The sequence below is a fragment of the Rhizobium sp. PP-F2F-G48 genome, from assembly GCF_004342335.1.
Classification (GTDB): domain Bacteria; phylum Pseudomonadota; class Alphaproteobacteria; order Rhizobiales; family Rhizobiaceae; genus Ferranicluibacter.
The window spans coordinates 425,751-446,140 of sequence record NZ_SLVH01000001.1 but is presented as its reverse complement, the minus strand read 5'-3'; the positions used below and the strand labels follow the sequence as shown (position 1 = coordinate 446,140).

The 20,390-nt window shown below is 64.1% G+C and carries 11 protein-coding genes; 2 read left to right on the top strand and 9 right to left on the bottom strand.

Going from position 1 to position 20,390, the window contains the following annotated elements; translation table 11 throughout:
• Nucleotides 1-102 precede the first annotated feature (102 nt).
• The 5 genes from C8J36_RS02065 to C8J36_RS02045 all read right to left on the bottom strand — a co-directional run bounded on the left by C8J36_RS02065 (nt 103) and on the right by C8J36_RS02045 (nt 8,614).
• Nucleotides 103-678: a GNAT family N-acetyltransferase gene (locus C8J36_RS02065; RefSeq protein ID WP_132532085.1), complete on the bottom strand. Its 576-nt coding sequence runs from the start codon at nt 676-678 to the stop codon at nt 103-105.
• Between the two features lie 346 nt (nt 679-1,024).
• Nucleotides 1,025-3,079 (bottom strand): RNA polymerase sigma factor RpoD, encoded by a 2,055-nt coding sequence (gene rpoD / locus C8J36_RS02060; protein ID WP_062592313.1) that lies wholly within the window; start codon nt 3,077-3,079, stop codon nt 1,025-1,027.
• Between the two features lie 628 nt (nt 3,080-3,707).
• Nucleotides 3,708-5,636 carry a DNA helicase RecQ gene (gene recQ / locus C8J36_RS02055; protein ID WP_132532082.1) on the bottom strand — a complete coding sequence of 643 codons (1,929 nt, stop codon included), beginning with the start codon at nt 5,634-5,636 and terminating at the stop codon, nt 3,708-3,710.
• A gap of 320 nt (nt 5,637-5,956) precedes the next feature.
• The gene (gene dnaG / locus C8J36_RS02050; RefSeq protein WP_132532987.1) at nt 5,957-8,011 is read right to left on the bottom strand and encodes a DNA primase; all 2,055 of its coding nucleotides are present in this window, start codon (nt 8,009-8,011) and stop codon (nt 5,957-5,959) included.
• Between the two features lie 144 nt (nt 8,012-8,155).
• On the bottom strand, nt 8,156-8,614 hold the full coding sequence (locus C8J36_RS02045; RefSeq protein WP_132532079.1) for a GatB/YqeY domain-containing protein: 459 nt from the start codon (nt 8,612-8,614) through the stop codon (nt 8,156-8,158).
• 354 nt (nt 8,615-8,968) lie between these two features.
• On the opposite strand from C8J36_RS02045, the gene carA reads away from it, so the two are divergent.
• Nucleotides 8,969-10,177 carry a glutamine-hydrolyzing carbamoyl-phosphate synthase small subunit gene (gene carA / locus C8J36_RS02040; RefSeq protein ID WP_132532076.1) on the top strand — a complete coding sequence of 403 codons (1,209 nt, stop codon included), beginning with the start codon at nt 8,969-8,971 and terminating at the stop codon, nt 10,175-10,177.
• A 269-nt stretch (nt 10,178-10,446) separates the two neighbouring features.
• On the opposite strand, the gene C8J36_RS02035 is transcribed toward carA, so the two are convergent.
• The 4 genes from C8J36_RS02035 to C8J36_RS02020 all read right to left on the bottom strand — a co-directional run bounded on the left by C8J36_RS02035 (nt 10,447) and on the right by C8J36_RS02020 (nt 16,466).
• The gene (locus C8J36_RS02035) at nt 10,447-11,835 is read right to left on the bottom strand and encodes an MATE family efflux transporter (protein WP_132532073.1); all 1,389 of its coding nucleotides are present in this window, start codon (nt 11,833-11,835) and stop codon (nt 10,447-10,449) included.
• Between the two features lie 163 nt (nt 11,836-11,998).
• Nucleotides 11,999-13,231, bottom strand: coding sequence for a TCR/Tet family MFS transporter (locus tag C8J36_RS02030; protein ID WP_132532070.1), 1,233 nt, complete (start codon nt 13,229-13,231; stop codon nt 11,999-12,001).
• 289 nt (nt 13,232-13,520) lie between these two features.
• Entirely contained in the window at nt 13,521-15,434 is a 1,914-nt protein-coding gene (locus C8J36_RS02025) for a PhoX family phosphatase (RefSeq protein WP_132532067.1), read from the bottom strand.
• Between the two features lie 120 nt (nt 15,435-15,554).
• Nucleotides 15,555-16,466, bottom strand: a complete 912-nt coding sequence (locus C8J36_RS02020; RefSeq protein WP_132532064.1) for a neutral zinc metallopeptidase — start codon at nt 16,464-16,466, stop codon at nt 15,555-15,557.
• A 368-nt stretch (nt 16,467-16,834) separates the two neighbouring features.
• On the opposite strand from C8J36_RS02020, the gene carB reads away from it, so the two are divergent.
• Nucleotides 16,835-20,320 carry a carbamoyl-phosphate synthase large subunit gene (gene carB / locus C8J36_RS02015; RefSeq protein ID WP_132532061.1) on the top strand — a complete coding sequence of 1,162 codons (3,486 nt, stop codon included), beginning with the start codon at nt 16,835-16,837 and terminating at the stop codon, nt 20,318-20,320.
• Nucleotides 20,321-20,390: the final 70 nt, after the last annotated feature.

The following is a 20,390-nucleotide window of genomic DNA, read 5'->3' as shown; positions in this document are numbered from 1 at the left end:
GTCAGGAGCGAACCGGAAAGATCGCAACGCGAGTAAGCGATCTGGCGCCAAGAGACCAAGCCAGAGGCGATCGCGCCCGCATGTCCCACCCGTCGATGACGATCAGTCCGCGATCCCGGCCGTGGGTTCGCAAAGCTCCGGTGCCAGCAAGGCCATGGCAAGGACGTCAGCATAGGCGCCGTCCCGGAACGCATAGGCGCGCAACAGTCCCTCGCGCTCGAACCCGACGCCTTCGTAGAGAGAAATGGCGCCGGCATTGTCTGCAAAAACCGTCAGCTCCACCCGTCGGATCTGCAGCCAGTTGAAGGCCGCATCCAGCAACGCATTGAGAAGTGCTGCGCCGATCCCCCGGCGCTGAAAACCGTCGTGAACGCCAAGCCCGAGGACGGCGACATGCTGGCGTCGTCCCGTTTGGCGATGCAGACCACCGATGCCGACGATCTGCCCGCCGAGTTCCGCCACCACAGGCGGCGATGCCGCCGCGCCGCCTGCGCTAAGCCACCGCGCCGTGGCCTCCTCGCTCTGGAACGGCAGCCTCTGCGTGCCCGCGCGATAAAGCGGAAGGTTGGCAAGGGCGGTGATGCCGGCAACGTCGCGCTGCTCGGCTGCGCGGAGGGTCAGGCCGTCCGGCCGGTGACGACCGGATGCAAGACGTTCGGGAGAAAAGAAAGAGGGCATGGGTCGCTCCTTGATGGTTCAAGGGCGAGCCGTCTCCGGGCCACCCTGTGGAAGGCGGCACGGACGGCGGAACAGAAAGATCAGTCCCGACAACGCTCCGCGCACCCCATAAGGGGTGTCACGATGCAGGTCGTCATGGCGCAGATCATGTTCATGATGCGGAGCTTATGCAGGCCGATCCCCGCCGTCAAGCCGGCGCAAGCAAACGGCGCTTCTCGGGATGCCGGCGCGACACGTCGAAGGCACCCTGCCCGTTGCGCTCCACCCGATAGACAAAAACGGCGCCCGCTGATGCGGACGCCGTTGCTCTGTCGTGGTGACCGGCACGCCGGTCGAACGCCTCAGCCTAGCTGTCGAGGAACGAACGCAGCTTGCGCGACCGGCTCGGATGCTTGAGCTTACGGAGCGCCTTCGCCTCGATCTGGCGAATACGTTCGCGCGTGACCGAGAACTGCTGGCCGACCTCTTCCAGCGTGTGGTCGGTGTTCATGCCGATGCCGAAGCGCATGCGCAACACGCGCTCCTCGCGCGGCGTCAGCGAGGCCAGCACGCGCGTCGTCGTTTCCCGCAGGTTCGCCTGAATGGCTGCATCGATCGGCAGCAACGCATTCTTGTCCTCGATGAAATCGCCGAGATGGCTGTCTTCCTCGTCGCCCACCGGGGTTTCGAGCGAGATCGGCTCCTTGGCGATCTTCAGGACCTTGCGGACCTTTTCGAGCGGCATCGCCAGCTTTTCGGCCAGCTCTTCCGGGGTGGGCTCGCGGCCGATCTCGTGCAGCATCTGGCGCGATGTGCGGACGATCTTGTTGATCGTCTCGATCATGTGCACCGGAATACGGATCGTGCGCGCCTGGTCGGCGATCGAGCGGGTGATCGCCTGCCGGATCCACCATGTCGCATAGGTGGAGAACTTGTAGCCGCGCCGATACTCGAACTTATCGACCGCCTTCATCAGGCCGATATTGCCTTCCTGGATCAGGTCCAGGAACTGAAGACCACGGTTGGTGTACTTCTTGGCGATCGAGATCACGAGGCGAAGGTTGGCTTCCACCATTTCCTTCTTGGCGATCCGGGCTTCGCGCTCGCCCTTCTGCACCATGTGAACGATGCGGCGGAATTCCGAGATCGAGATGCCGGTTTCCGTTGCGAGATTGTGGATCTCGCCACGGATCGTGCTGATCATGCGCTCTTCGTTCTTCACGAAAGGCGCCCAGCCGCGGGCCGTCAGGTTGCTGACCGTTTCCATCCAGTTCGTCACGAGTTCGCTGCCGGAATACTGCTCCAGGAACGAGTCGCGCTTCACGCCATAGCTTTCGGCGAGCCGCAGCAGCTTGCCTTCGTTCTGCACCAGCCGCTTGTTGATGTCGTAAAGCTGCTCGACCAGGTTATCGACGCGATTCTGATTGAGCGACAGCGACTTCACGGCCGTGATGAGCTCGTCCTTGAGCTCCTTGTACTTCTTTTCCTGCGCCGAGCTCAGCGATCCCGAGGCCGCATGCATCCGCAGCTCGACCTGCTGGTCCTGCAGCTTGCGCAGCTTCTTGTAGGTCTCGGCAATGATGTCGAGCGTTTCCATGACCTGCGGGCGCAGTTCCGCTTCCATCGCGGCGAGAGACAGGTTCGACTCGTCGTCGTCCTCTTCCTCTTCCTCGGGCGGCAGGCCCTCACCGCCGACATTGGTGATGTCGTCTTCGCTGGTGCGCGAACGGCGGGTCTTTTCCTTTTCCTCGGCGGCCTTGCGGTCCGCCTCGATCTTCTCGGGCGACTGGAACTGCGGCGCGGCCTTGGCTTCCGGACCCGAATAGGTCGTTTCGAGATCGATGATCTCGCGCAGCAGCGTCTGGCCTTCGTTCAGTTCGTCGCGCCAGATGATGATCGCCTGGAACGTCAGCGGGCTCTCGCAGAGACCCGCGATCATCGTTTCGCGACCGGCCTCGATACGCTTGGCGATCGCGATTTCGCCCTCGCGCGACAGCAGCTCGACCGAGCCCATCTCGCGCAGATACATCCGTACCGGATCGTCGGTCCGGTCCGTCGGTTCTTTCTTCTTGGCCGTGGCGAGCGCAGTGCCGCTGGAAGTGGCGATCTCGCCGCCCTCGCTGTCGGGCTCGTCGTCGCTTGCCTCTTCCTCGCCGCCGGAGGCGTTCTCGTCGACCTCTTCGTCCTCGACGACATTGATGCCCATGTCGGACAACATGGCCATCGTGTCCTCGATCTGCTCGGAGGTCACCTCTTCGGACGGAAGCACGGAGTTCAACTCGTCCATCGTGACGTAGCCGCGCTTCTTGGCGGCCTTGATCATCTTTTTGACCGCGTCGTCCGAGAGATCGAGAAGCGGGCCGTCCGTTGCGCCGTCGCGTTCAGATTCGGCTTCTTCGTTCTCTTTGACTTTGGTTGCCATTCTTCGTCGCTTTCTTTGGACCAGCATTCCACGTTGGAGCGGTGACGAGCCGTGTGGCCCGGGCGCCTCGAAGGCGCAACACCGCGAACATTACCCCTGACCTAACGGGCTGATATTAATTCCCGATTAACCACGGCACTGCCGCGATCATCCCGGTCGGCTGCGACAGCAGCACGTTCCAAACATCACTTGCATGATGATCGTTTCCGCCGTATCCAATAAACCTTCCAAGCCAAAGACGGTTGATTCCCAGATTCTTCGGCTACGTCAAGCTCTTCCGGCAGAAAACAGCGCAATAAGGCGAAAAACGCCGGAATTAAGGCTTGGCATTGCCGCCGTCTCGATCTGCTAGGCAGATGTAGGTCTTTTCGCCCGCAAGACAAGGGCAAGACAGAGCCAAGACGAAAGCTTGACGGAAGCACGGCGCTTCGGGCTCGGCTCGACACCTCAGTAACCGTGTAGCGTAAGTCTCAGATCACAAGCATCGTGCACGGATAGAGCGAGATTATTGCCGGACCGCCCGTTGTCGCAACTCGACATGATCATGCGCGCATCTGCACGTCCGCACTGCCGGCATCCCGTCATCCGGCCATTTTGAACGCGCAACTGTCTCCGGGTCGGGTGGACACTACCCCCGAAACGTCCGGATCACCTCCAGAAACGGCTCGCCGAACCGCTCCTTCTTGCTTTGCCCGATCCCCGGCACATCAAGCAGATCGTCCGCATCGTCCGGCCGCATTTTGGCAAGCGCGATCAGCGTCGTATCGGGGAAGACGACATAAGGCGGCACGTTCATGCCGCGCGCGATATTGGCGCGCTCCGCCCTCAGCGCCTCGAAAAGTTCGAGATCCGACCCATCCAGCGCCGCCTTCTCGCGCGCGGCCGGCGATCGGGCATTGCGGGCAGCCTTGGCGGAGGTCGGGCGGTCCTTGCGGAACCGAACCTCGGTCTCTTTCTTGAACACCCCGCGCGCCGTCGGCTCCAGCTTCAGCGCGCCGAAGGCCGAATGATCGACACTGAGGAAACCGGCGGCCAGCAACTGCCGCAGGATCGACTGCCAGGTCTTGGCCGCGATCTCCTTGCCCGCCCCGAACACCGGCATATCGGCATGACCGAAACGCGTCGTCTTCTCGTTGACCGTGCCGGTCAGCACATCGATGACGTGGCCTGCGCCAAAACGCTCGCCCGTGCGATAGACCGCCGCAAGCGCCTTGATCGCCGCCTCGGTTCCATCCCAGGTCTCGACCGGATTGAGGCAGGTATCGCAATTGCCGCAGCCGCCCGCGTGCCGCTCGCCGAAATGCGCGAGGATCGCCTGCCGCCGGCAGGAGGCCGTCTCGCAAATGCCGAGAAGCGATCCGAGCTTGCCGCGCTCGATACGCTTGATGTCGTCGGCCGCCCCGCCCTCGTCGATCATCTTGCGCCGCTGGATCACGTCGGCCATGCCATAGGCCATCCAGGCCTGCGACGGCTGGCCGTCGCGCCCCGCACGGCCCGTCTCCTGGTAATAGGCCTCGACGGACCCCGGCAGATCGAGATGCGCGACATAGCGCACATCCGGCTTGTCGATCCCCATGCCGAAGGCGACCGTGGCCACCAGGCAGAGATTTTCCTCCTTCAGGAACGCGTCCTGGTTTGCGTCGCGGACAGCACGATCCATGCCGGCATGATAGGCAAGCGAACGGATTCCCTGCCCGTTCAGCCACTCCGAGGTGTCCTCCACTTTCGCACGCGACAGGCAATAGACGATACCGCTCGCCCCCTTGTGCCGCGACAGGAAGCGCAGCAATTGCTGGCGCGGCTGGTCGCGCTCGACAATCTCGTAGGCGATGTTCGGCCGGTCGAAGCTGGAACTGAACACTCGCGCGTCCGACAAAGCCAGCCGCTCGATGATATCCCCGCGCGTCTGCGGATCGGCCGTCGCCGTCAGCGCCATGCGCGGCACGCCCGGATAGAGCGTCGCAAGTTGCCCCAGCGTACGATACTCCGGCCGGAAATCATGCCCCCACTGCGAAACGCAATGGGCCTCGTCGATCGCAAACAGCGCGATCTCGACCCCCGCCACCATCTCGCGGAACCCGTCCGTCACGATCCGTTCCGGCGTGACATAGAGAAGATCGAGCGTCCCGTCGCGCACCGACCTGCGCACGTCGAGAAAATCCTCACGCGACAGCGACGAATTCAGGGCCGCCGCGCGAACGCCCAGCGCCTTCAGAGACTCCACCTGGTCACGCATCAGCGCGATCAGCGGCGAGACCACGATCCCGAGGCCCGAGCGGCAGAGCGCCGGCACCTGGAAGCAGAGCGACTTGCCCGCCCCCGTCGGAAACAGAACCACCGCATCCCCGCCGGAGACCACGTGATCGACCACATCACCTTGCTGCCCGCGGAAGACGGAATAGCCGTAGACGGATTTCAGCACCTCCAGCGGCGCCTTGCCGGATGCCCGAAACGTCGTCTGCCCATCCCCTCGCCGGTGGGCTGCAGGCGCGGCGGGCAACGCGTCGAAAGGCGGATCGTTACGGGTCTGAAGAGACGGCACTTGAGAAGATGTCATGAACGCCATTCTGCACGATTCCACCAGCCGGCGCGAGGGCGCTGGCCGCCGAACACCAGGATGATCACAGCAGCGTGCACCTGCCTGCCATCCGGTGTGGCTCCGAGAATACAGAAAGAGCGGGAAAAGAAAAGGAATTTGTTCTTGATTTGTTCAAAATATGAATTAGGGTTCTCTTATGCAGGAAATGCCGCTGTCTGTGCGGAACAGGGGTGGTCGCGTGTTGCAGAGTCACGGACACGGCCGGAAACGCAAAGAGCAACACGTGAAAGATCGCGATCCACTTGAGGAGGAGCGCAATGACCTCGACGGTCCATACGTCATTTCGCGCCCGGCCCTTTGACCCGACCGGACAGCACGCCGAATCCCTCGATGATCGCCTCCTGATTCTCCAGGCGTTCGACTTCGTTCTGCACCTCTTCCAGATTGCGCAGGACCAAGCTTGCCAGTTCGTCGTCGCCATCTTCCGTCGCGCGCGCCAGATCGCGCTCCAGCTCGCGCCGTTGCCAGAGAAGCGCCTTCGTGCGTTTGTGCAGCGCCAGCGCCTGCCGATATCCTTCCAGCGCATCGGCAGGATCGGCCGCCTGCGTCGCGATCCAGAGACGGGCGAAGCGGACCTGCTGGTCGAGCATGGCGAGGAGGCCCGTAAAGCCGGCAGCCTCGAGGTTCTCCACCAGCATCTCGCGCGTCAGGCGCGGCCCCTTTGCCGCAGCGGCATTGAGCACCTGAGACCAGAGGCGCTGCAGATCCTTGCTCTCGTAGTCGATGACCGAAATCTCGTCATATTCGGCAAAGAGCACCTCGGGATGGTTGACGATGGTCAGCGCCAGCACGCTCTCCTTCAGTGGCGGCAGCGACTGGACGCCCGAGACGATCGAAGACCGCGCCAGCCGCTCCGAGATGCCCGCAAGGCCGCGCATCGGCGCCGCCTCCTTGCCGAAAGCGCCGCGACCACCGGATCGGCCACCGCCGCCGCCCTGTCCGCCACCTCTCTGGCCGCCGGACGCGAAACCGCCCGCCCCGCCGCCCCGCGCGTAGTTTCCACCCTGGTAGCCGCCCCCCTGAAAACCGGAGCGCTGCGGCCCGCGCAGATAGGTGTTCAGCCGGTCGCGCATGGCCTGTCCGTAGTGCCGGCGAACGCTTTCGTCGCCAATCACCGCGACGATCTGCTTCAATTTCGCCTCCAGCTCCGCCCGCTTTTCCGGCGTCTCGAAACCGCCCGCCTGGACTTCGCGCGTCCAGACCATTTCCGAAAGCGAGCGCGCTGCCGCAAGCACGCGGTCGAACGGCGCCCGTCCCTCCTCGCGCACGAGATCGTCGGGATCCTTGCCATCGGGCAAAAGCGCGAAGCGAACGGAACGGCCGGGTTTGAGATGCGGCAGCGCGAGATCGACCGCCCGGTTGGCGGCCCGAATGCCGGCACCGTCGCCATCGAAACAGAGGATCGGCTCCGGCGTCAGCTTCCAGAGAAGCTCCAGCTGGTTCTCCGTCAGCGCGGTGCCGAGCGGCGCCACGGCGTTCTCGATCCCCGCCTGATAGAGGGCGATCACGTCCATGTAGCCTTCGACCGCAATGATCGTCTCGTTGCCGTCGGCGCCCCCGAGCGTCCGGCGCGCGCGCGCGAAATTATAGAGCACATTGCCCTTGTGAAAGAGCTCGGTCTCGTTGGAATTCAGGTATTTCGCCTGCGCATCCTTCGACATGGCCCGTCCGCCGAACGCGATCACCTTCTCGCGCGACGACAGGATGGGAAACATGATCCTGTCGCGAAAGCGGTCGTAGGAGACCGCAATGTCGGGACCATGCACCACGAGACCGCAGGCCTCGATCTGCTCGCGCGGGATCCCCTTATTGGCGAGATGTTCCTTCAAGGCGTTGCGGCTCTCCGCTGCATAGCCGAGCCGGAAGGTCTCGATCGTGCGCCCGGTCAGTCCGCGGTCGCGCAGATAGGCCCGGGCACGCGCGCCATTCGCGGTCTGCAGCTGATCCTGAAAGAACTGCGTCGCCATTTCCATGACGTCCTGCAGCGTCGAGCGCTGCCTGTCGCGCTTCTCCGCCTCCACGTCCGGCTGCGGCATGGCGACACCGGCGAGATCGGCGATCTGTTGCACGGCTTCGGGAAAACTCATCCCGTCGAGTTCGTTCAGAAACCGAAAATGGTCGCCCGATACCCCGCACCCGAAGCAGTGGTAGCGCCCCTTGCGGTCTTCGCAATGGAAACTCGGCGATTTCTCCCCATGGAAGGGGCAGCAGGCCCAATAGTCGCCCTTGGACGCATTGGTCTTCTTCCGGTCCCACGTCACGCGCTTGCCGATCACGTCCGAAATCGGAACACGATCCTTGATTTCTTCGAGAAAGGTCGGGGAAAAGCGCATGGCCTCGATATAGGCGCTTGCGCGCCGTATCGCTACAGCGCGCAACATCCCTCACCGCTATCCACAGGCAATCCTTCGCGCCGCGGAAGCCCGACACGCAGCAGCCACGCTGAAGCTTGCCGCAGACGCGACCGCCGGCAGATCTCAGGCGCCCGAGAGAAGGCCCTTCAGCACGCCCGATGCCTTGGCGAAATCCATCTGGCCGGCATGCCGCTCCTTCAGGATCGCCATCACCTTGCCCATGTCCTTCGGACCCGTCGCCTCCGCCTCGGCAATCGCCGTGGCCACGACCTCCTTCACCTGCGCCTCGGAGAACTGTTCGGGCTGGAAATCGCCGATGATGGCGATTTCCTCGCGCTCGTGCGTTGCAAGCTCCGGCCGCCCGGCATCGTCATAGACCTTGGCCGATTCTTCGCGCTGCTTGACCATCTTCGCAAGGATCTGCAGCAGTTCGTCATCGGTCGTCTCCGGCTTGCCGACGCCGCGATTGGCAATGTCGCGGTCCTTCAGCGCCGCCTGCACCAGCCGCAGCGTCGAAACCCGCCGGGCGTCCTTGGCCTTCATGGCCGTCTTCAAGGCATCGTTGATCGTTTCGCGCAGCATGCGTATCTCCCTTGTGTCTCGTGGCTCTGTCGTCGTGTGTCATGGCTCTGTGGCCTTGGCGGCTCTCATAGACCATCGGCCGGGCGGCAACAAACGGGTTCGTCGTCAAATGGGCTTCCCGAAAAAATGGGGCGTGGCCGGGCCGCTTGCGCGCGACGATGGGCGAGGCCGGCATTATTCAGCGGATTTCCCGCCGCGACGGTTGACCCCGCGCGACCACGCGCTTATGTCGAGGACCTGCACCAAGAGAGACCTGAATTGCGACCCGCGCGCGTCTGCGCCGGGCGGCACCGGGTGCTGAGAAGCTTGGCGAACCGGTGGCCCGTTCTCTCGCTGCCTCGCCTAAAGGGGATGATGCCGATGACCGCTCCATGGACCACCGAAACCGCAACCGCGATGCTCGTCCTGGCGGACGGCACCGTGATCGAAGGCAAGGGCATCGGGGCCACGGGCGCCGTTCCGGCCGAAGTCTGCTTCAACACGGCGCTCACCGGCTATCAGGAAATCCTGACCGATCCGTCCTATCTCGGCCAGATCGTCACCTTTACCTTTCCCCATATCGGCAATGTCGGCGCGAACGATGAAGACATCGAGGACCTGACGCCGGCGGCCCGCCACGGCGCGGTCGGCGTCATCTTTAAAGCCGATATCACCGACCCCTCCAACTACCGCGCCGCGCGCCATCTCGACGTCTGGCTGAAGGCGCGCGGGATCATCGGCATGTGCGGCGTCGACACGCGTGCCCTGACCGCCTGGATCCGCGAAAACGGCGCACCGAACGCGGTCATCGCCCATGATGCCAACGGGCAGTTCGATCTCGACGCGCTGAAGGCGATGGCGAAGGACTGGAGCGGCCTCGAGGGCCTCGATCTCGCGAAGGTGGCGACATCCGGCCAATCCTCCATCTGGAACGAAAAACCCTGGGTCTGGAACGAGGGCACCGGCACGCTGTCCGCCGATGCGGCGAAGTATCACGTCGTCTGCATCGACTATGGCGTCAAGCGGAACATCCTGCGCCTCTTCACCGGCCTCGACTGCAAGGTCACGGTCGTGCCGGCGACGGCGAGCAAGGACGACGTCCTGGCGCTCGATCCGGATGGCGTCTTCCTGTCCAACGGTCCGGGAGACCCGGCGGCAACCGGCGAATATGCCGTACCCGTCATCCGCGAGCTGATCGAGACCGACATTCCGGTGTTCGGCATCTGCCTCGGCCATCAGATGCTGGGCCTGGCGCTCGGCGGCAAGACCGAGAAGATGCATCAGGGCCATCATGGTGCAAACCATCCGGTGAAGGACCATACGACCGGCAAGGTCGAGATCGTCTCCATGAACCACGGTTTCGCGGTGGACTCCGCTTCTCTGCCGGCCGGCGTCGAAGAGACCCATGTTTCGCTGTTCGACGGCACCAATTGCGGGCTGCGTCTTTCCGGCAAGCCGGTTTTCTCCGTCCAGCACCATCCGGAAGCCTCGCCCGGCCCGCAGGATAGCCACTATCTTTTCCGCCGCTTCGTCAATCTGCTGCGCGAGAAGAAGGGCGAGGAAGCACTGGCGGAACGCGCCTGAGGGCGACAGGCCCTCTGCTCCGAACATGGATGCTTGATGCCCAGGCCCCACGCAGACCCGTCACGCATGGCGGGGCGTAGCTGGCCGGGGCAGCATTCACACCGGCGCGAAGGGCGCCGGCCAAGCCCTTGAAGCCCGTGGCGGTCTCTCAGTTTGGCGCTTTGCGCTTCCGGTTCTCGTCTCGCGCATGTCGTCATCTGCACATGTTGTCATCTGCGCATGCCGCCATCGCAAAACCGCTGCACGGTCTTGCGCAACGAACCTCATGCTCACTTGAGCTTGCGAACGATCCGGAAGAACCGTGCGTTCAGCAGGCAGGCTGCAGCCAGAAGGCCGAGCGAGAACCCGTACCACACACCCTGCCCGCCAAGCCCCAGCGGAAATGCGAAGAGCCAAGCCGAGAAGAAGCCGATCGGCCAATAGGAGACGAGCGCGAGCAGCATCGGCACGGTCGTGTCCTTCAGCCCGCGCAGCATGCCCGCCGCGATCGCCTGCAGACCATCGACGAGCTGGAAGGCGCCGGCGATCACGATCAGCGGGCCGGCATAGGCGAGCACCATGGCGGCATCCGCCCGGCTGGTGTCGAGGTAGAGCGCCGCAAGAGCGTAGGGAATGACCGCAAACAGCGTGGAGCCGATCGCGGCACAGAGGGTGCCGAGCGCAAGGGCGGCGATGCCCGCACGCCGCACGCCCTCCATGTCGCCGCGGCCGTAGGCGAGACCGACGCGCACGGTCGCAGCCTGGGCGAGCCCGAGCGGGATCATAAAGGCGATGGAGGCAAATTGCAGGGCGATGCCGTGCGCGGCCAGTTCCACCGTGCCGATCGTGCCCATGAGCAGCGAGGCGACGGTGAAGAGGCTGACTTCGGCAAGGATCGTCAGGGCGATCGGCAGTCCGAGCAGCACGACCTCCTTCAGCGCATGCCAGTCGGGGTTCCAGAAGCGCACGAACAGTTCGAAGCGTCGCAGCTCCTCATGCCGCTGGATATAGACGATGGCGAGCACGAGGCCGAGAACTGCGACGGTCAGAGCGGCCCAGGCCGCCCCGACCATGCCGAGCGCTGGAAAACCGAAATGGCCGTAGATCAAAAGGTAGCAGAGGCCCGCATTGAGCACGAGCGTGATCAAGGTGATGTAGAGAATGATCCCTGCCCGCTCCAGACCGCTGAGGAAAGCGCGCAGGACCATGAAGACGAGGCTCGGGAAGATCGCCCATTGCGCCACGTGCAGATAGCCCGCCGCCTTCTCTGCCACCTCCGGCTGCTGCCCGGCAAACAGCAGAATCGGCTCGGCCATCCACAGGAACGGCGCCGTCAGGACGCCATAGATCAGCACGGCCCACATGCCCATGCGCACCGAACGCCGCGTGGAAACGACGTCACCACGCCCGACGGCCTGGGCCACCATGGGAACGACGGCATTGGAAAAGCCGGAGCCGAAAACGAAGATGGTGAAGAACATCTGCGTCGCGATGATGATCGAGGCAAGCTCGGTCGCGCCCAATCTGCCGACCATCACCACATCCGTGGTGTTGATGGCGAGCTGCGCGATCTGCGCGGCAACGAAGGGCACGCCGAGAATGACGCTTCCGCGAAAATGCGCTGTCCAGGAATTGTCCCAACGGATATCGCCCGCAGCGGGGTGCGTTGACGTCAGCATGATCGAAAAGCCTCTGGTCCGTCGCGGCCGGAATGGGCTCGCGCGACGCCTCGCTCATAGCCCGAATGGTGGAAAACCTCCAGACATCGGCGTGCCATGCTGCGAATTTCATCGAAACATCACGGAGATTGATCGTTATTAAGGCGGTTTAGACCCTTTCAGGTCATGTCTGCCGCGAGACACCGTCCGATTTCAGCCGCGTGACGTAGAGAAAGACGGCGCCGGAGATCAGGACGGCGGAGAGGATGTAGGGCGCGCCGGCAAAGCGTATGGATGCGCCCGGCGCGGTAAAGCTGCTGAAGATGTGCGCGAACATCAGCGGCCCGAGGATCGTCGTGAAGGAGGAGATGCTGGAAAGCGCACCCTGCAGCTCACCCTGCGCCGACGGCGGAACCTTCGCCGCCGCAATCGAGCGGAGCGGCGGATCGGCCAGTGCCTCGAGGCAGGTGGCAGCGATCACGGCATAGACCATCCAGCCCTGAAACGCGAAGGCATAGCCGATCAGGCCGGCACAGCAGAAGATCAGCCCCAGCGCACCGGAGCGCCACTCGCCGAGCACGGGAATGACGCGCGGCAGGACGAATGCCATGACGATCGCGCTGCAGATCCCGAAGACGCCGAGCGATAGGCCGATCTGTCCCTCGCTCCAGCCATAGCGATAGGTCGCGACGAAGGACCAGACGGAGGGATAGACCGCATGGGCCTGCCAGTAGAGGAAGAACACCAGCAGCACCCAGCCGATACCGGGATAGCTCCGCATCTGGCGAAGCGCGCCGAGCGGATTGGCGCGACGCCATTCGAAACGCCGGCGATGCTTGCGCTCCAGCGTTTCCGGCAGCAGGAAAAACGCGATGATGAAATTGATGAACGAAAGCAGCGCTGCACCATAGAACGGCACGCGCGGCCCGAACTCGCCCAGCGCGCCGCCGATCACAGGGCCGAGCGCAAAGCCGGTGCCGAAAGCGATGCCGATCAGGCCGAAATTCTTGGCACGATTGCTGTCATCGGACACGTCGGCGATGAAGGCGGAGGCCGTGGAAAAACTGGCGCCGGAAATGCCGGCGAGAATGCGCCCGACGAACAGCATGCCGAAGCTGGTTGCCAGCGCGCAGATGAGGTTGTCGATCGCAAAGGTCAGCACCGATGCCAGCAGCACCGGCCGGCGCCCGAACCTGTCGGAGAGATTGCCGATCAGCGGCGCAAACAGAAACTGCATGCCGGAATAGACGAGCAGAAGCCACCCGCCGTCGATCGCCGTATCGCTGATCGAATCGCCCGTCAGTTCCGCCAGAAAGGCCGGAAGAACGGGCATGATGATCGCGATGCCGATGATGTCGAGAAAGAGGATCATGAAGACGAGGAGAAGCCCTCGCCGCGCCGCCACCGGATCGATCATCGCAAACTCCCCTTCCCCCACCCCGCGCCGCCTGACGCGAGGCTCGTGCTGCGTGCCCGTTGACCCGTGCATCGCTTTTTGCCGGCGACCCGCACGGCGAATGCGTCAGGCTCGCCGTTGCTGTAGAACCAAGGAGGCATCGAGGCAACGACCATTGTCGAGGCGACGCAAGGCCGCGCCTTCACCCCTCGGAGCATTCCCTGGAGCGTCGGCAGCCTCGTGTCGACGGCAAGCGTCGGGAAAGTGACCCGGACCTCCGCGATCGCCGGGTCGCCGGGCAACAGAAGGTTCAGGCGCCGACGGCGCCGTCGTCCGCCTTGCGGATGGCGATCACCGACGGCCGGGGCAGGCTGCCCTTGAAGTCGGGCCACAGCGTTTCCGCCTTGTCCAGCGTCTCGGCATCCTCGGCGGGGTGTTGCACGGAAACGAACAGGGTCTTGCCATCCGGGGTGAAGCAGGGCCCGGTCGCCTCGGCACCGGCGGGACAGGTGAAGAGCAGTTTCGGCAGACCACGCGCCGGACCCTCGGTGTCGATACCGTAGATCCCGTCCGGCAGTCCGAAATCGTTCGCGCCGTCCGTGGCAACCCAGAGCCTGCCCGCGGGATCGAAGGTGATATTGTCGGGGCAGACGAACCAGCCATTCTCGGAGGTTTCGGGATGGAAGCTCGACCCGGTGGCCGCATCGGCCGGATTGCCGGCGAGAACGAACAGGTCCCACGCGTAGACTTCGGCCGTGTGGTCGGCATCGCGCCCCCGGCCCCCCGGCGGGATCAGCTCGACGATATGGCCCCACAGGTTTTCCGGCCGCGTGTTCGCGGGGTTCAGCTTGTCCTGCGCGCGCTTCTTGTTCTTGGTCATCACGGCGTAGACGCGGCCGGTCACCGGGTTCGTTTCCATGTCTTCCGGCCGGTCCATCGGCGTCGCCCCGAGCGCGTCGGCGGCAAGGCGCGTCTTCAGAAGCACGTCCGCCTGCGTCCCAAAGCCGTTTTCGGCGGTCAGCGGCCCCTGCCCGTGAACGAGCGGCAGCCAGTGCAGCGTACCGTCGTCATCGAACCGCGCAACGGACAGAATGCCGTCGTCGAGGATGTCTTTCGAGGTTTCCGGCTTTGCGGGATCGAAGGCCGTCTTGGTGACGAAACGATAGGTGTATTCGAAGTAGTCGTCATCGCCCATATAGATGACGATCCGCCCGTCCTTGTTGTGCACGACCGTCGAGGCTTCGTGGCTCATGCGCCCGAGCGCCGTGCGCTTGATCGGCGTGGAGGCCGGATCATAGGGATCGATCTCGACCACCCAGTCGAAGCGGTTCGGTTCGTTCGGCTCCTTGGTCATGTCGAAACGATCGTGAAAACGGGCGCGCCCGTAGACATCGGAGCCGTCGAACCCGTAGCGCTCGAGCACCGGCGCGATGGGCGATTCCTCGGGCTTGCCGCCAAAGGTATCCGAGGCGCCTTCCTCGCAGGTCAGCACCGTGCCCCAGGGGGTGACGCCGCCGCCGCAATTATAGTTGGTGCCGTGCACGAGGCGGCCGTCCGGATCGGCCGTCGTCCTGACCAGATCGTGGCCGGCGACCGGGCCCGATAGTGCCATCGGCGTCTCCAGCGTCAGGCGGCGATTGTAGGGGCTATCCTGGACCATGGCCCAGGCACCGTTGTCCATCTTCACCTCGACGATCGAGTGGCCCATCGCGGCCATGCCGAAATCGACCTGTTCGCGCGTCATCTTTGCCCCGGCATCGTCCTCGGTCAGCCCGGGAAAGATCACGTTCGGCGAGATATACTCGTTGTTGACGCAGAGAAGGCCATGATCCGCGCTGGTGGAGCCTTTCGGCAGCGGCATATAGGCGATGTAGTCGCAATTATAGCCGAAGCGGGCCATTTGCTCTGCGGCGGAAGGCACGGTTCCGTCGAAGGCGGCGGTGGCGCCGGTCATCGGATCGCCCCAGCGCGCCACCACATCGGCCTTGTAGCCGGGCGCGACCGCCATGTCCTTGTCGTAGACGCGCTTCAGTTCGGTGAATTTCAAGGTCGAGGCAGCGGATGCCGCGAAACTCTCGTCCGCGAAAAGCGAGCCGACGAAGCCGGAGCCGGTGGCAGCCAGGGTTCCCACGGCCGAAAAGCCCTTGAGAAAGCTTCGGCGGGACGCCCGCGCCGCGATGACGTCGCGGATGACGGGCGAGGACGTGCTGGGACCGTGTGCCATGAAAGCGCTCCTGGTGCGTTGGAATGCGCCTGGATTAGCGGCCGCTCATGACATGCGGGAGACAGCGGGCACGCGGACGACAAGATTCGTCCGCGTGCCATGCTACCCGAGAAAAATCCGTCAGACCGGATTGTTGAACGTGTCGCAAGCCTGCAGCTGCCCGCTGTCGAAGCCGCGCTTGAACCAGGTCGCCCGCTGCTGCGACGTGCCGTGGTTGAAGCTTTCCGGCACGACATAACCCTGGGTCCGCTTCTGCAGCGTGTCGTCGCCGATCTGGGTCGCGGCGTTCAACGCCTCTTCGAGATCGCCCTGCTCGAGCAGACCCTTCTGCTGCGTGTACTTGCCCCAGATGCCGGCGTAGCAATCGGCCTGGAGCTCGGTCCGCACGGAAAGCTCGTTGGACGAAGCCTCGTCCATGCCCTGCCGCTGCTCGTTGACCTTCGGCAGCGTCCCGAGCAGGTTCTGGACATGGTGCCCGACTTCATGCGCGACCACATAGGCTTGCGCGAAATCGCCCGAGGCCTGAAAACGCTGGGAAAGCTCGTCGAAGAACGAGGTGTCGAGATAGACCTTCTGGTCGCCCGGGCAGTAGAACGGTCCCGAGGCGGCCGATGCCTGACCGCAGGCCGACTGTACGCCGCCGGTGAAGAACACCAGCGTCGGCTCGCGATAGGTCTGGCCGTTCGCCTGGAAGATGCCGTTCCACGTATCCTCGGTCTCGGCGAGAACGGTCTTGATGAAGGCCTTGGTCTCCTCCTGCTGGGCCGTGCCCGGCGTGCTGCCCTGGCTCTGCTCGTAGCCGGACTGCCCCGTCTGACCCCCGTCGAGAACCTGCAGAAGGTCGATGCCGATGGCCTTGAAGATGAAGTAGATGACCACGAGGAAGATGATGGTGCCGATGCTCAACCCGCCGCCGCGTCCGCCGCCCATCGGGATGCGGAAACCGCCACCCCGACCGAAACCACCCCGCACGGGGCCGGAGCCGCTCTGATCTTCGACGTTGCTCGACTGGCGACGGCCCTTCCATTCCATGGCGGTCCACTCCCTTGGATAAGCGTTTTTGGTAAGTGCGATATAGAGCGCTTCGCCGGAAAGCCTACGTCCTCCCTCGCGAAATGCGCGTCGAGATGCCGACCTGCCGGAAAAGCATCTGCGATGGCGCTCTCTGCCATGCCGCTGCGACCGCAACGGGCATGGCGTCGGCCGAGTTCGCAGTGGCGTCACGGGGCGCGCTTCCGCGTCGATTTTCCTGTTGTGATCGCGATTTCGGGGTTTCGCACCCGCGCCCATTTCCCTATAAGCCCCTTCTAGCCTTAAAGACGTGAGCCTGCACGACCGGCCGATGGACACCCGCCATCGGAGCCGGCTTTTCGCGCAGCCTGAAAAGCGGAACCGACATCATGCCCAAGCGCCAAGACATCAAGTCCATCCTCATCATCGGCGCTGGACCGATCGTCATCGGCCAGGCATGCGAGTTCGACTATTCGGGAACACAGGCTTGCAAGGCCCTGAAGGAAGAAGGGTTCCGGGTCATCCTGGTCAACTCCAACCCGGCGACCATCATGACCGATCCGGGCCTGGCGGACGCGACCTATGTCGAGCCGATCACGCCGGAAGTCGTGGCGAAGATCATCGCCAAGGAACGCCCGGACGCGCTGCTGCCGACCATGGGCGGGCAGACCGCACTCAACACCGCGCTCTCCCTGAAGCGCATGGGCGTGCTCGACCGCTACAATGTCGAGATGATCGGCGCAAAGCCTGCGGCCATCGACATGGCCGAGGACCGCGCTCTGTTCCGCGAAGCCATGGCCCGCATCGGCCTGGAAACCCCGAGGTCGATGCTGGCCAACGCCACCGACATCAAGGAGGCCGACCGCAAGACGCACGAGGCGGAGCGCAGCAAGCTCCGGGAGACGCTGTCGGGCTCCGATCTGGACAGCGCCCTCGACACGCTGGAGAACGAGTGGAACCTCGGCGAGACAGACCGCAAGCAGCGCTATATGAGCCATGCCATGGCACTGGCCGCACAGGCCATCGACCAGATCGGCCTTCCCACCATCATCCGCCCCTCCTTCACGCTCGGCGGCACCGGCGGCGGCATCGCCTATAACCGCTCGGAATTCTTCGAGATCGTTTCCTCGGGCCTCGACGCCTCGCCCACCACCGAAGTGCTGATCGAGGAATCGGTGCTCGGCTGGAAGGAATACGAGATGGAGGTCGTCCGCGACACGGCGGACAACTGCATCATCATCTGCTCGATCGAGAACATCGACCCGATGGGCGTGCACACCGGCGACTCGATCACCGTCGCACCCGCGCTGACCTTGACCGACAAGGAATACCAGATCATGCGCAACGCCTCGATCGCGGTGCTGCGCGAGATCGGCGTGGAGACCGGCGGCTCGAACGTGCAGTTCGCCGTGAACCCCAAGGACGGTCGCCTGGTGGTCATCGAGATGAACCCCCGCGTCTCCCGCTCCTCGGCGCTCGCCTCCAAGGCCACCGGCTTCCCGATCGCCAAGATCGCCGCCAAGCTTGCGGTCGGCTATACGCTGGACGAGCTGGAGAACGACATCACGGGCGGCGCGACCCCTGCCTCGTTCGAACCCTCGATCGACTATGTCGTCACCAAGATCCCGCGCTTTGCCTTCGAGAAATTCCCGGGCGCCTCGCCTGTCCTGACGACGGCCATGAAGTCGGTCGGCGAGGTCATGGCGATCGGCCGGACGTTTGCCGAATCGCTGCAGAAGGCCCTGCGCGGCATGGAAACCGGACTGACCGGCCTCGACGAGATCGAGATCCCCGGCCTCGACGACGGCAGCGACGGACGCAACGCCATCCGCGCCGCCATCGGCACGCCCACGCCCGACCGCCTGCGCATGGTTGCCCAGGCGCTGCGCCTCGGCATGTCGGAAGCCGACGTGCATGACGGCTCCAAGATCGACCCCTGGTTCATCGCCCAGCTCAAGGCCATCGTGGACATGGAAGCCCGCATTCGCGAGCACGGCCTGCCGGACGATGCCGGAAACCTGCGCATGCTGAAGGCCATGGGCTTCTCCGACGCGCGTCTCGCAACGCTCTCGGGCAAGCGCCCGAAAGAAGTCGCCGAGAAGCGCAACGCGCTCGACGTGCGCCCGGTCTACAAGCGCATCGACACCTGCGCGGCCGAGTTCGCTTCGCCGACCGCCTATATGTACTCGACCTACGAGACGCCCTTCGTCGGCCAGACGCGCAGCGAAGCCGGAATATCCGACCGCAAGAAGGTCGTCATCCTCGGCGGCGGACCGAACCGCATCGGCCAGGGCATCGAATTCGACTATTGCTGCTGCCACGCCGCCTTTGCCCTGAAGGATGCCGGCTTCGAAGCCATCATGATCAACTGCAACCCGGAAACGGTCTCCACCGACTACGACACGTCCGACCGGCTCTATTTCGAGCCGCTGACGGCCGAGGACGTGATCGAGATTCTCAAGATGGAGCAGGAAAAGGGCGAGCTCGTCGGCGTCATCGTGCAGTTCGGCGGCCAGACTCCGCTGAAGCTGGCTGAAGCACTGGAGAAAAACGGCATTCCGATCCTCGGCACCGCGCCCGACATGATCGACCTTGCCGAGGACCGCGACCGCTTCCAGAAGCTCCTGATGAAGCTCGACCTCAACCAGCCGAACAACGGCATCGCCTATTCGGTGGAGCAGGCCCGCCTTGTGGCATCCGAGATCGGCTTCCCGCTGGTCGTGCGTCCGTCCTACGTGCTCGGCGGCCGCGCCATGCAGATCATCCACTCGGAAAGCATGCTGCAGACCTATCTGCTCGACACGGTTCCCGAACTCGTGCCGGAAGACATCAAGCAGCGCTACCCGAACGACAAGACCGGACAGATCAACACGCTGCTCGGCAAGAACCCGCTGCTCTTCGACAGCTACCTGGCGAACGCCATCGAAGTGGACGTCGACTGCATCTCCGACGGCAACGACGTCTACGTCGCCGGCATCATGGAGCATATCGAGGAAGCCGGCATCCATTCGGGCGACAGCGCCTGCTCCCTGCCGCCGCGCACGCTCTCCAACGACATGCTCGACGAGCTGGAGCGTCAGGCGAAAGCCATGGCCAAGGCGCTGAAGGTCGGCGGCCTGATGAACGTTCAGTTCGCGATCAAGGACGGCACGGTCTACGTGCTCGAGGTCAATCCGCGCGCCTCGCGCACGGTGCCCTTCGTCGCAAAAACCATCGGCGCGCCGATCGCCAAGATCGCCGCACGCGTCATGGCCGGCGAAACGCTCGACCAGTGCTTTGCAGCCTATGGCGGCAAGCCCGATCCGCGCGCGCTGAAGCATATCGCCGTCAAGGAAGCCGTGTTCCCCTTTGCCCGCTTCCCGGGCGTCGACATCCTGCTCGGCCCGGAAATGCGCTCGACGGGTGAGGTCATCGGCCTCGACACCGATTTCGCGCTCGCCTTCGCCAAGGCCCAGCTTGGCGCCGGCGTCGATCTGCCGCGCGAAGGCACGGTCTTCGTCTCCGTGCGCGATGGCGACAAGGACGGTGTGCTCCCGGCCATCCGTATCCTGACCGATATCGGCTTCAAGGTGCTGGCAACCGGCGGCACGGCCCGCTTCCTGGAAGCCAACGGCATCACCACGACCAAGATCAACAAGGTCCAGGAAGGTCGCCCGCATATCGAGGACGCCATCCGCAACCGACAGGTCCAGCTCGTCATCAACACGACCGACAGCAACAAGGCGATCTCGGACTCGAAGTCGCTCCGCCGCGCCACGCTGATGCAGAAGGTTCCCTACTACACGACGATGTCCGGTGCAGAAGCCGCCGCCGCCGCGATCAAGGCGCTGAAAGCCGGCAACCTCGAAGTCCGCCCGCTGCAGAGCTACTTCTGACGCGCACGAACGGAACGGCGCTTCCAGACGGGAGGCGCCGTTCTGAGGGTCGCCGACCGTGGCGGCTCTC

Excerpts from the sequence above, each read along its gene's own strand:
- C8J36_RS02065 (WP_132532085.1), bottom strand. The coding sequence starts at position 678 with ATGCCCTCTTTCTTTTCTCCCGAACGTCTTGCATCCGGTCGTCACCGG.
- rpoD (WP_062592313.1), bottom strand. The coding sequence starts at position 3,079 with ATGGCAACCAAAGTCAAAGAGAACGAAGAAGCCGAATCTGAACGCGAC.
- recQ (WP_132532082.1), bottom strand. The coding sequence starts at position 5,636 with ATGACATCTTCTCAAGTGCCGTCTCTTCAGACCCGTAACGATCCGCCT.
- dnaG (WP_132532987.1), bottom strand. The coding sequence starts at position 8,011 with ATGCGCTTTTCCCCGACCTTTCTCGAAGAAATCAAGGATCGTGTTCCG.
- C8J36_RS02045 (WP_132532079.1), bottom strand. The coding sequence starts at position 8,614 with ATGCTGCGCGAAACGATCAACGATGCCTTGAAGACGGCCATGAAGGCC.
- carA (WP_132532076.1), top strand. The coding sequence starts at position 8,969 with ATGCCGATGACCGCTCCATGGACCACCGAAACCGCAACCGCGATGCTC.
- C8J36_RS02035 (WP_132532073.1), bottom strand. The coding sequence starts at position 11,835 with ATGCTGACGTCAACGCACCCCGCTGCGGGCGATATCCGTTGGGACAAT.
- C8J36_RS02030 (WP_132532070.1), bottom strand. The coding sequence starts at position 13,231 with ATGATCGATCCGGTGGCGGCGCGGCGAGGGCTTCTCCTCGTCTTCATG.
- C8J36_RS02025 (WP_132532067.1), bottom strand. The coding sequence starts at position 15,434 with ATGGCACACGGTCCCAGCACGTCCTCGCCCGTCATCCGCGACGTCATC.
- C8J36_RS02020 (WP_132532064.1), bottom strand. The coding sequence starts at position 16,466 with ATGGAATGGAAGGGCCGTCGCCAGTCGAGCAACGTCGAAGATCAGAGC.
- carB (WP_132532061.1), top strand. The coding sequence starts at position 16,835 with ATGCCCAAGCGCCAAGACATCAAGTCCATCCTCATCATCGGCGCTGGA.